Raw genomic sequence first — 14,291 nt, forward strand, 5'->3', positions numbered from 1 at the left:
CTTAAACACTGGAGCGTGACTGGGTCATGCGGCGACCGATTTCGGTACGACCAACGACAAACTGCATCAGCGCGACAACGCTGAGCATCACAAAGATCAGAGTTGTCGAATAGGCAATGGCGAGACCATAGTCGTTATTCTCGACCCGCCCGATGATGTAGCTGGTCGCCATGTCATATTCGGCACTCACGAGGAAAATCACCGCCGAGATCGCCGTCATAGCCCTCACGAAACTGTAGACCAGAGCGGCAAGGATCGCCGGACGCAACAGGGGCAGAATGATCCTGCGAAAGGTCTGCCATGAGTTCGCCCCCAGTGTGAGCGAGGACTCGTCAAGCGATTTGTCCAGCTGGGACATGCTTGCAATACCGGCGCGCACACCGACGGGCATGTTGCGAAAGATGAAGCTGACAACAAGGATGATACCCGTCCCGGTAATCTCAACCGGTGGTACATTGAATGCGAGGACATAGCTGACACCGATGACCGTGCCTGGAATGGCAAAGGAAAGCATGGTCCCGAACTCAAACGCATTTTTTCCGGCGAAAGTCTGCCGCGTGAGCAGATAGGCGGTTATCAGGCCCACGATAGCTGTGAGAGGTGCGGCGATAGCCGCAATTTTCAACGTCGTCCAGAAGCTGTCCCAGGCGGCACCGGACCAGCGGATACCACTGTCCTCGAACCGGAAGGAAAACGCGGTGACATAGTGTTTGAATGTCAGCGTGTTGTTCACACCCCAAAGCTCGACAACCGAGCCATAAAAGATCATCGCATAGACAACCATCGTGAAACCCGCCCAGATCAGCGCAAGCGCCAGAACGGGCAGGGACAAGGCACGTGGCATATGCGGATGCACACCGCTGTCGCCTTTACCCGAGACGGTGGTGTAGCTTTTCTTTCCAAGCCAGAAGCGCTGGGCATAGAATGCGCCGAGCGTAAAGCAGAGCAGCACCATGGCCAGCACGGCGGCCTTACCCTGGTCATACTGTGCACCGACGATGGCAAAAAAGATCTCTGTCGACAGCACGTCAAAGTTACCGCCAAGGACCAGAGGGTTGCCAAAGTCCGCCATGCTTTCAATGAAGCCCAGCAAAAAGGCATTTGCGAGCCCGGGGCGCATCAGGGGCAGCGAAACGGTTTTGAAGACCTGCCACTTTGATGCCCGCAGGGTCTGTGCCGCCTCTTCCATCGATGGTGAGACACCCTCAACAACACCGATCAGGACAAGAAATGCGATGGGCGTAAACGCAAGCGTCTGCGCGATCAGGACACCGGGGAGACCATAAAGCCAGCGGGTCGGCTGAACGCCGAAAACATCAGAAATGAAAACAGTGACCGACCCGGACAGCCCAAAGAGCAGGATCAGCGCCAGACCAATCACAAAGGGTGGCGTGATGATCGGCAGCACAGTCAGCGCCCGCAGAGCCCGCTTGTACCGAAAGCCGGAGCGGGTGACGACAAGCGCAAAGATCAGACCCAGCACCGTTGTGATCAGGCCGACCAGTACGGCGAGAAAAAGCGAATTCCATGCGACGCCGCAGCGCCCGCCAGAGAGACAGCCCAGCCCCCACAGCCTGTCATCAAAAAACTTTGAGGCGAACACACCGGCAGAGTATCCACCATCTTCGGTGATGAATGCGGCTGTCAGCATCTTGGCAATGGGGAAGAACACAAAGGCTGTGACGATCACGATCACACCGCCGATGGCACTGACAACGAAAACATCGCCGTTGATCGCCCCCCGCGCGGCGATACCCTGCGTGAACAAAAACAGGAAAGCAGACGCGCAGATCAGCGCGCCATAGCCCATACCGTATTGCCTGTCGCCAAGATCGCCAAAAAGAGCGCGGGCCCAATCAAAGTTCCAGCCGCGGATGCCGATTGCAAAGCCCTGAAGGATCAGCCAGCCAAAGCCAACGGCACCCGCCAAGATAAGCATCCTGGCATAAACAGGGTCGGATTTACGCCGCCCGAGCGCAAAGAGCGGTAACACAAGGCCCGCAAAAATTGGCGCCAGCCACAGCTTTTGGCCCTGACCGATCAGAAAGGCCGCCGGGGCGTAGTCCTCGTCAAATGGATATCCGTCGATCAGCCATTCAAACGAAAAAAACTCCTCCACCCCGTACCAGGGGAGGAGGAAAAATCCAACCCAGCCCGCAATGATCCAGAAGATCAGAACGGGATGGGTGGTTTGCTCGGTTGTCAGTGTGCGCACTGCGATGGATTACTGCGGCAGCACCGAAACGTCGTCGTCCCACTTTTTCAAAAGCCGTTTGCGGGTTTCCGAAGAGCCGTAGGTTTTGAAGTCATAGTCAATCAGCTTGATCGATGACATGTCCGGAGCGCTTGCAGAGGTTTCCGCGTTTTTGTTGGACGGCACCTGAAAGGCGTTGACCTGCAGCGCGAGGTTCTGTGCATCCGTGCTCAGGGCCCAGTCATAGAACTTTTTGGCTTCGTCCATATTGCGGGCGCCATCGATAATGGACATGGATCCGATTTCGTAGCCGGTTCCCTCTGAGGGTGCGACCACCTTTACAGGGAAGCCTGAGACAGCCTGCTTGACTGCATCATGCATGAAGACGATGCCGATAGTGTTCTCACCGCGCCCTGCTGCCTTGATGGGCGCAGATCCGGACTTGGTGTACTGGTTGATGTTGGCGTGCAGCCTCTTCATATAGTCAAAGCCGTCGTCTTCGCCGAAAAGCTGCATCATCGTTGCAAGCGTGGTATAGGCTGTGCCTGACGAATTCGGGTTTGCCATCTGAACATGGCCTTTGTACTCGGGCTTTGTCAGATCTTCCCAGGATGTCGGCTCAGGCAGATTGTTCGCGGCCAGCAGATCGGTGTTGTAGCCATACCCGAGCGCACCGGAGTAAATACCGATGGTCTTGTTGCCGGCGCTTTCTGCCTGGGAAATTGCCCAGTCGTGGAGCTGATCGCGCATGGGCGATACATATTCGGCCGTCAGCCCTTCTTCGGCCGCCTGCAGATGCGGATCACCGGTTCCTCCCCACCAGACGTCGCCCTTGGGGTTGGCGCTTTCAGCTTTGATCTGGGCAAAGGTTTCGCCCGACGATTTGCGTGTCATGGCCACGTCAATTCCGGTGGCATCCTGAAAGCTGTTGGCCATCAGCTGACACCAGTCTTCCTGAGCCGAGCAGTAAAATGTGAGCTTGTCAGCCTGTGCCGCGCCGGACGCCGCCGTAAGTGCGACGGCAGATGCACCAAGCATCATCTTTATTGAAGTCATTGAGGTTCCTCCCAGATACCAATTGTAACAGTTTTATTACATTTTTATGACAAGACCTTAGGAATGCACTCTGGCCGTGGCAATTAAAATCGTCGGCCCTCGGGAAATGAGGGCTGGGAGGAAGAACCGCGCGCTGCGAAAGCTGCGGCGGCACAGGCAGCGGAATGCCGCAAGGTGATAATTCGACGGCTGGCGGTCAAATCGCTTTGGATCGAGGATCTGCGGTGTTTGTCCGGCGGTTTGCTGGTCTGCGGCATCCGTTGCAGCCAGGTGGCAGGACAGCGCAAGGCGCCGTGAACTGGTGTCCAGGCATCCGCCTTATCGAGAAGTTTCTGCCCGCGAGGGGAGCTCTTGTGGCATTCTAAACAGATAAATTTTTGAACCCGACCGTCAGTCCACCTGTCAGCTATGCTTTCTGGCGTGACCGGATCCATGGCGCTCAAGCAAAGCAAATCCGGCGCCGTGGAAGTCTTCGCGTCGACAACCGTACCCGCAGCATGGGAAAGAACCGGGAAATACTCTGCCGTTTCGCTTGTCGGATGAAAAAGCCGCCATGCAAACATTGATTTTGCGCTTTTCGACCCCGGCGTCTGCATGGCGATTTCAAAAAAGAAACCAGTGTAAGTGCAGTACCGGCAGGCACAGATGGCCCGCCGGTCATAACGCATTGAATATTTGTATCAGCGCGTATTCACGATAGGTGGATTTTCGCACCGTCCCAGGCAGTAATGAATGCCCCCTGCTGCGCCCGGCGGCAGTGTTTCGGGGACTGACGGCAACGGGAACATCATATCGATGCAACCGTCGTGGTCGGTTTCAAAGTAGTCGGCGATGCGTTTGGGTATCCCTGGCTGGCCCTTGACGTACTTTTTCCAGGCCGGATTGGCCTGCTTGTTTTTCGCATTTGCTTCCCAATACTGTTTGACCTCGATGTTCTTGCCTGCTGCGTACAGTTTGTAGTTAAAGTTCGCTGCTGTGGTTGCATTCACTTTCAGACCTGTTGCAGCTGCTGCGGCAGGGAAGACATTTGCCGGATCGCTGGTGTTCTTGGTGTCAACACGCGCTTTTTTCGCTTCGACGTGGAAATACTGGTAGCGGATCCTGTTGTTTGCATTCTTGGATTTGACGATCTCGGTTTCCATGATCACGCAAAGGCGCAGGTGCCCGGTATTCTTGTCGTAGTGGTAACCTGGCAAAGACTTGTCATGTTCGCAGTATTCGAGGATCTGACCGCGTACCAGCACCTCGCGTTTGTCGTTTGCGTTCTTTCCGCCCTGCGCCGCTCTGAGCAGCGCACGGCCGGTAATGCCGGATACACCGTTTGAAAGCTTTTTGAGGTTGGCGCGCTCAATTCTTTCGGCACATTTTTCGACCGAGTCATTCTTTTTGCACTGACGGCTGTCGAGTGCCATGAGCAGTGTTTGGAACTCCTGATCTGTCAGGTCTCCGACCGGCTTCGGCGGAGCGTTTCTGTCACTGGAATATCCGCCCACCACAAATTTCTGTTTGGGTAAATCGCCTGTGTCCAGAATCTTGGCGGTTTGCGGATCCTTCGGACCCTGAGCGCAGGCAGAAAGAACAAAAGCGGCGAAAACAAACATTGCAGCCTTCAAAACGGGCTTGTTCATTTTAGTCTCCTAATACGTTAACTATTTGTTAACCTTAGCACAGACCGTCGCTGAAATCGAAACAATTTGTGTATCGCGTTGCCTTGGGAAAATTACGATGCCGGCGCATGCTTACTCCACTACAGGCAAATTCAGGCGCTCTTTTGTGTTTCGATGGCTTGGGAAACCGCTTCGGTTATGCGGTCGTGAAACCGGATAGCCGAACCCTCAAGCACGCTGCGCGCTTCACCAATCTGCACGGCGGCCTCTTCGGGCTCCTTCGCATGGAGATAGGCATCCGCCAGGAGCGTGTGAGAAAACGCAATGATCTGACCAGACCCGGTTGCCACGTATCTTTCCAGCCCTGCGCGCAGGGTTGCGATGCCTTTGTCTGAGGCGCCGCAGCGCGCTTCGGCCCATCCAAGAACAACGCTCGTCCAGGCCTCCCAGTACAGAAACTCAATCTTCTCACTGATCTTATGTGCCATTCGGGCGAAAACACGTGACTGCACCGGGTTGTCCAGAACGCAATAGATCGTTGCAATAATGCTCAGCGCATAGCAGCGCGTGAACTCACTGGTCTGCGCTTCTGCTTTTGCCACGGCCTCTTCGAGTTCGTCGGCAATTTTTGCACTGTCTCCATGCTTCAGCGCGCCAGCCCAGCACCGCATCACGATGTCTATGGTTTCCGGGTCTGCCGAATAGTATCGGTTTATTTCGCCAAGGTCGGATTTGGACCGCCAGAGCAGCGCCTTGTCAAAATGAATAATGGCGCGGTCAAATTCCCCGAGCAAAAGCGATGCCATCCCGCTGCTGTGCTCGCTCAGGGTCAGCCACGCCGGATCTGCATCGGAACCCACGAGTTCTTCGGTGCGCTTGCAATATTCCCAAGCCACGTCAGGTCGCCCGGCAATCAGATATTCGCCGACCAGATGATGCAGATTGGAGAAAGCGAGGGCAGTTTCCCCGGACTTTTCGTTCAGCGCGATCAGCTTTTCCAGGTTCGTCGCAATATCCGGTGATCCCCACCCGCGCATTTCAAGAGCAACAGCGAGGTTCTGACGAAGTTCGATCTCTGTCCGGTCTGAGTTTTCGTCACCGGCGACATGATCATTGGCATCCAGTGCAGCGGTCAGGTGTGCGATAGCTTCCCGGCTCGCATAGTTGCTTATGCACAGCGTGCCGGCTTCCTGCCATTTGTCACGCGCCGCGGTGAACTGTCCGGCTTTCTGGTAGTGCATTGCCAGAATTTCGGGGTGCCGGCCACAAAGCCGGGGAAACCCCCGAACAAGGGTTTCAGCAATCCGCTGATGAAGCTGTCTCGCACGTTGTGGAAGGATGGCATCATAGGCTACCTCGCTGATCAGCGCATGCCGGAATGAAAATGTATTTTCCGCCCATTGGTTCTGCTGAACCAGTATCTGTGCCTGGACGAGGCTGTCCAACTCTGTTTGAATTTCGGGTTCAGGCCGGTCCGAAACAGCGGCCACGAGCCGGGTGGTGAAATTGCGCCCCAGCGCGGCGCAGATGGAAATGGTGTCGGGCGTAACGTCAAGATGGTCCAGCCGCACCCGCAGGAGATCTTTGAGGTTTGAGGGAAATAGGGCCTCGTGTTCTGCATCGCCGATATTCCAGTCATCGCTGGCGGCACTCGACAGCATGCTGGCCATCTCTTCAATAAACAGGGGGATACCTTCAGACCGGCGCACAATGATTTTTGACAAGCCATTCAGCGCAATCTCACTGGTGTTGAGGGTTGAAAGGAGTGCTTTGGACTCGCGTGGGCCGAGACCCGGCAGCGAAAGCGTCGTGACCTTTGCTCGCATGGACCAGCGCGGGACATATTCGGGCCGGTACGTGCCCAGAAGCATGACCTTTCTTTCCCCCAGCCGGTCAATCAGGATATTCAACAGTTCCTCAGAAGAGGGATCAATCCAGTGAAGATCCTCAAACAGCAGAAAAACCGGCTGTTCGTCAGACAGGTTTTCCGCAAAGTGGATCAGCGTTTCGATGATCCGCCCTTTGAATTCTTCAGGCGCAACTGTCTCCTGCTGTCCGGATGCGCCGTCGCCGAGAAAGGCGGTCAATATCCCCAGGGTCCCAGAGGAATTACCAAAATTCTCCGTTACAAAGTCTTCGAGTTTTTGTGCGCGATCTTGCGAAGTATCGTTGTCTGTCAGGCCGATGGCATAGTTCAGGTGCGTCTTTATGGGGTAAAACGAGCTGTTCTGATGATAGGGAGAACACTGAAAAACAAGGCGGGTACCGTCAGGGGAGACAAGTTGACGATACACTTCCTCGGCGAGGCGTGATTTTCCCAGACCGGCTTCACCCGACAGAAAAACGGCCTGTCCCTCGCCACGCAGGACAGCGTCCCATCGTCCGCGCAACAGGTTGAATTCGTCATCGCGCCCGATGAGCGGTGTGAGTGCGCTGGTTCTTCTTTTGTCAAACCTCAGTTCTGTATTTTCTGACCCCTCGACACGCCAGACTCCAAGGGGGTCCGAAAAGCCTTTAAGTTGCTTTTCGCCAATTGATGTGCATCTGAAGTTACTGCCCAAAAGTCTGCGGGTACGTTCGGAAATCATAATCTGGCCAGGCTCAGCCAGGCTTTGGAGGCGTGCAGCAAGGTTGGGGATATTGCCGAGGGCGAAACTGTCGGCCTGTTTAGAGCTGTGCATCAGGTCTTCGATCAGTACGTCACCCGTGGCGATACCGACACGCACCGACAGCCGGGTGTCCGGCTCAACAGATATAGCACCGACGTCTTTGATAATGGCCTGGGCCGTCAGCACGGACCGCTCTGCATCGTCTTCATTTGCAAGCGGGAAACCAAAATAGGCGACAACTCCGTCGCCGATAAACTGTGCAAAGTAACCAAAGTTGTCGCGGATCGCCCGGATATTGCAATTCTGGTAAGCCTTGAGCGCGTCGCGGTATTTCTCGATGCCCATATCCTGAACAAGTCCGGTCGAATTGACCAGGTCGACAAACATTATGGTCATTTGCCGAAGCTCGCCGATGGACCGTCCAGCGCGGGCAGGATCACCGCCAAATTCTGCGCTGGCCTCTTCAAAGCCCGTGGGATAAACCGCAGACGCTTCGTTTCCAGTGGCTCGAATGGCACTCAGCAAACGCTTGCGATCACCCAGCCGAATGCCCAGCCCGGCCAGATCGGAGTCCGTCAGTTGGTCAATGATGTCCAGGTCAACGGAGTCAGACTCCAGAACATCCAGGTATTTTTCCATGCCTATTGAGGCAAGCCACGTCGCAAGAGCACTCATTGTTCAAATATCTTTCAATAATGAGTAACTGTAGCAGACGCAGGTGGGAGTTGATCAACCAAAACATTTCACCAGGCAGAAATCCCCAGGTTTGGTGTCTGCTGCCTGCTGGGAAAAACGCCAGCAGCGGATTTTCAGGCAAGTACCTGTGGGTTTCCACGAGGCCTTTCCAAGCGTTCGGAGTGACAAACACGACCCCGGTGGTCGCCCCACGCCTCTTTGGCACATGCCAGCCCCACGTTTGTGACCGCAGACATCCCCACGGACGCGGCGTTCAATTGATGTAGAATAAACCCGGCGCTACATAGTCCGAAGTCTGCTGCGATTTTGAAAGCTTATCAGGTGATCCTCGAAAGTACCTGAAAGAACGGACGGGAGCCTGCCTGCATTCAGGCGGTCCTGGCCTGTCCGCAAAAAGCTTTCTACACCGGATAGGGCGGCATCTTTACAGACCATCTTAGTAGCCACGCGGCCCGAGCCGTAGCGATAGTGTTTGTCGATCAGCGGATGGAGTGATGCATGTTTGCGATGCCGCCCATGTTCAAGCGGTAACACCCCCTTTGGTCACCAGCGCCCCGAAGCACCACCGCCACCGGAACTGCCGCCACCAAAACTGCCGGATGAGCCCGATGACAGGCGCGGAATAACATACAATTCGTCCTCTTTGAAATCGCAATCAGTGCAAAAACGGCTGCAAACGCCCTGACCAGCGGTTTCCTTGCTTGCAGAAACTGAAGTGCTTCGGCTTTGACGCAGACTGCGTTGACCGCAGCGGGGGCAGATCCGAAGGCGGACACTCAGATCACCAATTTTCTTTCTGGCAGAGAACGCGAAAAACAGTGCAATCAGAATGCCGATAATCCATGTTTCATTCTGGTCATTTCCGCTCGGCGTTTCGCCTTGCAGGAAGGGCCGTACAATCGTCTCGATAATTGCTGTGGTGCCCTCGGTAATGCCCTTTGGGAAGTTCCCGGCGGCGAAGGCATCGAGAAAATGGTCGTCAATCACCCTTTCAGAAACCCTGTCCCAGTCGCGTTTATACGCCGCGCCCAGTTCTATGCGCATGGCTCTGTCATCGCTCAGTATCAGAACGAGAACCCCATCATTCCGACCTGCATCGCCAATGCCCCAGTGATTGAACAGACCCGTCGCGAACTGTTCCAGCGTCTTGTCGGGTGCATAGTCGTTTTGTGTTTTCAGGGTCAGCACTGTCATTTCGACCCCTGTTTCCCGGCGCAGTGTTTCAAGCTGCAGCGAGAGCTGTGTTTCCTCCGCGGCGGGCAAGATATTTGCATAGTCGTTTACCGTTAGACTTTTGTAGTCCGGATAAGGCTGGGCAAGTACGGCACCCGATATCAGGAAGAGTGAAAGCATCACCACCAGGATTGGTAATATGGCAGTGCTGCTAACGCGGTGCCAAAGGCCAGTTCGGACTTGCGTGTGTGGTTTTGGAAGATGTGTCACGGATTCGCCTGCTACCATGCAATTTTTTGTTTAAGCCCCTGTCTGAGCGTTGTGCCAGGGTCGATGGGTGCCCCTTATCGCCTTGATAAAGCGAGCCGTGTCTATCAGACCAGATCAGTTGTTGCTACTGCACCGTGCCCTTCAATGCGGGCAGTTCGTCGCTGGCCTCGGACGAACTCTTCTTTTGGAACACTAATGTGCGCATTTCTATCTGCCCTTGATTGAGCAGATCACGCAGGTCGGGGTGTTTCCAGCCTGAAGCGCTGTCTGCGCCGCAGAACACGGGTTATCTGACGCATCCTGTTGGTTATCCTGCCATCTTCCGAGGGCACGCACAAACCGTGTGCAGCAGCAAAATGGTGTCAGACCTTGACCTGAGCAGGCCAAAGACACTGCGGCCAGTGCGTCCGAAGTCACTGCAGCCTGGCAACGCAGCCTTGCGGCAAACTGTGGCGACGAAACATCGCGAAAGTAAGCGAGGTAGTGCTGGAAAGCAAAAGCTGTGAAATGCGCATAATCACCCGGGGCATGGAAGCGCGGCGCAAAGCGGTTTCGCTGGGCAAATGGCAAAACTACCGCACTCCAGAGTAATCGAAACAATAAAGCGGTCGCTGGCTTTGCATTTTTTGAATACCCAAGCCAAATCGACGCTGCTGCAATATTCGACCCCAGAACTGAGCCGGGACGTTTTTTCAGACAAGACCGCCGTTAAGACAATTGGCAGGTTTCCGCCTTTCAGGTGCTGTTTTGCGAATTGCAAAGTCGGTTTTTAAACGCGGCATTCCGAAATCCCTGCAGATGGCCGGTTAACTGACGTGACATCGGCTGAATTCGCTTCCAGGGTAACAGGGAAAATTCAACCATTGGGGGATTCTATCATGTCAGCCACGCTCAACCGCCGCGGATTTCTTGCCAGTACTGCGGGCTTTATCGCACTGCATCCGTTTTCGGCCAATGCTGCGACCAACCAGGCGCATCTGCGTATCATGGAAACAACCGATCTGCATGTGCATGTATTCCCCTATGACTACTACGCAGACAAACAACGCGACACTGTTGGTCTTGCGCGTACGGCTTCTCTGATCCAGGCCATCCGCGACGAAGCGTCAAACTCACTGCTGATTGACAATGGTGACTTTCTTCAGGGAAATCCGATGGGTGATTACATTGCCTATGAAAGAGGCATGAAGGACGGCGATACCCATCCGGTCATCCAGGCGATGAACACTTTGGGTTTTGACGCCTCAACACTTGGCAATCATGAGTTCAACTACGGGCTGGATTTCCTGATGAAATCTCTGGCCGGGGCGAATTTTCCCGTCGTAAATGCAAACGTTGCTTTGGAACTGGGCAGCGATCCCACAAAGGATAAAACGCTGATACCGCCTTATGTGATCCTGGATCACACAGTGACAGATGGTGCCGGAACGGATCACCCGATCCGCGTTGGTCTGATCGGTTTCACGCCGCCGCAGGTCATGAACTGGGACCGTCGCCATCTGGAGGGCAAAGTACAGGCGCGCGATATCCTTGAGACCGCAAGGGCCTATATTCCGCAAATGAAGGAAGAGGGCGCGGATATCATTGTTGTGCTTTCGCACTCGGGCATTGGATCTGCGGACGCGAGCGACGGTATGGAAAATGCGTCGGTTCCTCTGGCCGGGCTGGAGGGCGTGGATGCTATTCTGACCGGTCACAGTCATCTTGTTTTCCCCTCACCAGGCTATGCGGACTTTGCCGGTGCCGATGTGGATGCCGGTACACTGATGGGTACGCCGGCCACCATGGGCGGGTTCTGGGGCAGTCACATGGGTCTTATTGATCTGCTGGTTGAAAAGGACGGCAATGAATGGCGCGTTGTGTCCGCGGTTTCTGAAGCCCGCCCAATCTCGAAACGCAATGAAGACCGTTCTGTAACGCCCCTTGTTGAGAGTGTCCCGGAAATTCTGGCATCCGTACAGGCCGAGCACGACGAAACACTGACATACGTGCGACGTGCTGTTGGCAAAACGGATGCACCGCTGCACAGTTACTTTGCTCTGGTTGCAGATGATCCATCTGTACAGATCGTGTCGATTGCTCAGCTTTGGTATATCGAACAGATGATGACGGGGACGGAGCATGAGGGCCTGCCCATCCTGTCTGCTGCTGCGCCTTTCAAAGCGGGCGGACGGGGCGGTCCGGAATACTTCACAGACGTTCCCAAAGGCGATGTTGCGATCAAAAACGTGTCGGATCTGTATCTTTATCCCAACACTGCGCGCGCCGTTCGTGTGACCGGCCAACAGGTCAAAGACTGGCTGGAACGGTCGGCGGGAATTTTTAATCAGGTTACGCCCGGTGGACAGGATGTGGTCCTGCTCAATCCCGCGTTCCCGAGTTACAACTTCGACGTCATTGACGGTGTGGAGTACCAGATTGATCTGTCACAACCCTCAAAATATGATCCTAAGGGTGTGTTGGTAAATGCAGACGCAAATCGCATCGTAAACCTGACCTTCAATGGCGCACCTCTGGACATGGCGGCGGAATTCATCATCGCGACCAACAACTACCGTGCGGGCGGCGGCGGAAGCTTTCCCGGCGCAAGCGCGGAGACGACCGTGTTTGAAGGGCCTGATACAAATCGCGACGTTATCGTGCGCTACATCGTGGAAAAAGGAACGATCAGCCCGCGTGCTGACAGCAACTGGTCCTTTGCGCCAATGGAGGGCACCACGGTACTCTTCGACACGGGCCCGGCGGCGAAAGCCTATCTTGATCAGGTGGACGTCGATATCGAGGCCGCCGGCGATGGGCCGGACGGCTTCGCGCGCTTCCGCATTTCGCTCTGATACCCGGTGGGCCGGGGTGTTGTTATCTGCACCTCGGCCCGGCGTCCTTACAACACCTGCAACAGACTTGTGCCGCTCATAATTCTGAAATGCGGTACAGGGCGTGGCTGCGGGCCGCAGGTGCGAAACGCACCAGTGAGTGCCGGACTTTTAACGCAACAGCCGGTCAGCCGTCTGGCGCGGTCGAAGCTTGAATCCGGGCGTTAACAGCATTTTTTGAAGGCACGCATCCGGTTTTGACCGGCAGCAAGCGGAAACTCCTCAGGAATTGCCCTGAGCAGGAGAGAGCAGATTTGGATTTGGCCCGCGTTGGCACTTCGGCCCCGGAACCGGATGCCAGTGCCCAAAAAACAGGCAGATCGAGGATCAATCTTCGATAAACATTTTCCCGGCTTGTCACCCAGACTTATTAACGCAACACTCAGACATGGCTGAAAATACTCCTTTCTTCGACGAAATGCGAAGAGCATCGGGCGTGCGCATGCCCTACGAAGACTACAGTACCTGGTTCGACAAACAGGACGTCGCGCGCCTGGCTCAGAAGTCTGAAGAGGCAGAGCGCTTTTTCCGACGCACCGGGATCACCTTTAACGTTTACGGTCAGGAGGATGCCGAAGAGCGGCTTATTCCATTTGATCTGGTGCCCCGCATTTTGTCGAATTCAGAGTGGACAAAACTGGCACGCGGAGTCGAGCAGCGCGTCCGTGCGATCAATGCGTTTTTGCATGACATTTACAACCGGCAGGAAATTCTTCGTGCGGGTGTCGTGCCCCGCTCACTGATCGCCAGCAACGACGCTTTTCTGCCCCAGATGATGGATTTCACACCTCCTGGTGGGGTTTATACGCATATTGTGGGGACGGATATTGTTCGCACCGGCGAAAATGAATTCTATGTGCTGGAGGATAACGCCCGTACGCCTTCGGGTGTGAGCTACATGCTCGAAAACCGGGAAACCATGCTGCAGATGTTTCCTGAGCTCTTCAGCCAGATCAAGGTGCAGCGGGTCAGTGACTATCCCAAGAACCTGCGGGCGTCGCTGGAGGCCTCGGCACCACCAAACTGCGAAGGCCGCCCGTTTGTCGTTGTTCTGACCCCCGGGATTCACAACTCCGCATACTACGAGCATAGCTTTCTCGCCGATCAAATGGGCGTCGAACTGGTCGAGGGGCACGATCTGCGCATTCTGGATGGGCGTATTGCTGTAAGAACAACGCGCGGCTATCGCACAGTAGATGTCATTTATAGACGGGTCGATGACGCTTTTCTTGATCCGCTCAGCTTTAATCCGCAGTCAATGCTTGGTGTGCCAGGCATCATGGATATCTACCGGTCAGGTAGTATCACCATTGCCAACGCCCCGGGGACCGGTGTGTCAGATGACAAGGCAATTTACAGCTATATGCCGGAGATTGTTGAGTTCTACACCGGTGAGAAAGCGATACTGAAAAACGTTGAAACGCATCGCTGCTCCGAGCCGGACAGCCTTGCCTACGTTCTGGAGAACCTGTCGGAACTTGTTGTGAAAGAAGTCCATGGTTCCGGCGGCTACGGCATGCTCGTCGGCCCGGCAGCCAGCAAGGAAGAAATTGAAACCTTCAGGCAAAAACTGAAAGCCCGGCCCGCAAACTACATTGCGCAGCCAACACTGAGCCTGTCCACAGTACCGATTTTCACCGAAAAAGGCCTGGCACCCCGCCATGTGGATCTGCGACCATTTGCGCTCGTTTCACCGGGAGAGATCAACATTGTGCCGGGCGGCCTGACCAGAGTAGCTCTGACTGAAGGAAGCCTGGTGGTCAATTCAAGCCAGGGTGGCGGTACCAAAGACACCTGGGTCCTGGAGAGCTGA

General features: G+C 55.1%; 8 protein-coding genes. 2 read left to right on the top strand and 6 right to left on the bottom strand.

Annotated features, from left to right (window positions below; all coding sequences use genetic code 11):
• Position 1 precedes the first annotated feature (1 nt).
• From Q1A34_RS11850 to Q1A34_RS11875, 6 genes are all read right to left on the bottom strand, one after another.
• Positions 2-2,215, bottom strand: a complete 2,214-nt coding sequence (locus Q1A34_RS11850; RefSeq protein WP_300034006.1) for an iron ABC transporter permease — start codon at positions 2,213-2,215, stop codon at positions 2-4.
• A gap of 9 nt (positions 2,216-2,224) precedes the next feature.
• On the bottom strand, positions 2,225-3,250 hold the full coding sequence (locus Q1A34_RS11855) for an ABC transporter substrate-binding protein (protein WP_300034008.1): 1,026 nt from the start codon (positions 3,248-3,250) through the stop codon (positions 2,225-2,227).
• An 83-nt stretch (positions 3,251-3,333) separates the two neighbouring features.
• Positions 3,334-3,918, bottom strand: coding sequence for a hypothetical protein (locus Q1A34_RS11860; protein ID WP_300034010.1), 585 nt, complete (start codon positions 3,916-3,918; stop codon positions 3,334-3,336).
• Positions 3,919-3,930: 12 nt separating this feature from the next.
• On the bottom strand, positions 3,931-4,878 hold the full coding sequence (locus tag Q1A34_RS11865; protein ID WP_300034012.1) for a hypothetical protein: 948 nt from the start codon (positions 4,876-4,878) through the stop codon (positions 3,931-3,933).
• Between the two features lie 131 nt (positions 4,879-5,009).
• Positions 5,010-8,141, bottom strand: coding sequence for an adenylate/guanylate cyclase domain-containing protein (locus Q1A34_RS11870; protein WP_300034014.1), 3,132 nt, complete (start codon positions 8,139-8,141; stop codon positions 5,010-5,012).
• A gap of 564 nt (positions 8,142-8,705) precedes the next feature.
• The gene (locus tag Q1A34_RS11875) at positions 8,706-9,515 is read right to left on the bottom strand and encodes a YgcG family protein (RefSeq protein WP_300034016.1); all 810 of its coding nucleotides are present in this window, start codon (positions 9,513-9,515) and stop codon (positions 8,706-8,708) included.
• 968 nt (positions 9,516-10,483) lie between these two features.
• On the opposite strand from Q1A34_RS11875, the gene Q1A34_RS11880 reads away from it, so the two are divergent.
• Positions 10,484-12,439 carry a bifunctional 2',3'-cyclic-nucleotide 2'-phosphodiesterase/3'-nucleotidase gene (locus Q1A34_RS11880; protein WP_300034018.1) on the top strand — a complete coding sequence of 652 codons (1,956 nt, stop codon included), beginning with the start codon at positions 10,484-10,486 and terminating at the stop codon, positions 12,437-12,439.
• Positions 12,440-12,866: 427 nt separating this feature from the next.
• Positions 12,867-14,291, top strand: coding sequence for a circularly permuted type 2 ATP-grasp protein (locus Q1A34_RS11885; RefSeq protein ID WP_300034020.1), 1,425 nt, complete (start codon positions 12,867-12,869; stop codon positions 14,289-14,291).

Source organism: uncultured Roseobacter sp., from assembly GCF_947491795.1.
Lineage (GTDB): Bacteria > Pseudomonadota > Alphaproteobacteria > Rhodobacterales > Rhodobacteraceae > Roseobacter.

Bases quoted from the DNA above. Each gene is read 5' to 3' on its own strand.
- Q1A34_RS11865 (WP_300034012.1), bottom strand. From the start codon at position 4,878: ATGAACAAGCCCGTTTTGAAGGCTGCAATGTTTGTTTTCGCCGCTTTT.
- Q1A34_RS11870 (WP_300034014.1), bottom strand. From the start codon at position 8,141: ATGAGTGCTCTTGCGACGTGGCTTGCCTCAATAGGCATGGAAAAATAC.
- Q1A34_RS11855 (WP_300034008.1), bottom strand. From the start codon at position 3,250: ATGACTTCAATAAAGATGATGCTTGGTGCATCTGCCGTCGCACTTACG.
- Q1A34_RS11880 (WP_300034018.1), top strand. From the start codon at position 10,484: ATGTCAGCCACGCTCAACCGCCGCGGATTTCTTGCCAGTACTGCGGGC.
- Q1A34_RS11885 (WP_300034020.1), top strand. From the start codon at position 12,867: ATGGCTGAAAATACTCCTTTCTTCGACGAAATGCGAAGAGCATCGGGC.
- Q1A34_RS11875 (WP_300034016.1), bottom strand. From the start codon at position 9,515: ATGCTTTCACTCTTCCTGATATCGGGTGCCGTACTTGCCCAGCCTTAT.
- Q1A34_RS11860 (WP_300034010.1), bottom strand. From the start codon at position 3,918: ATGCGTTATGACCGGCGGGCCATCTGTGCCTGCCGGTACTGCACTTAC.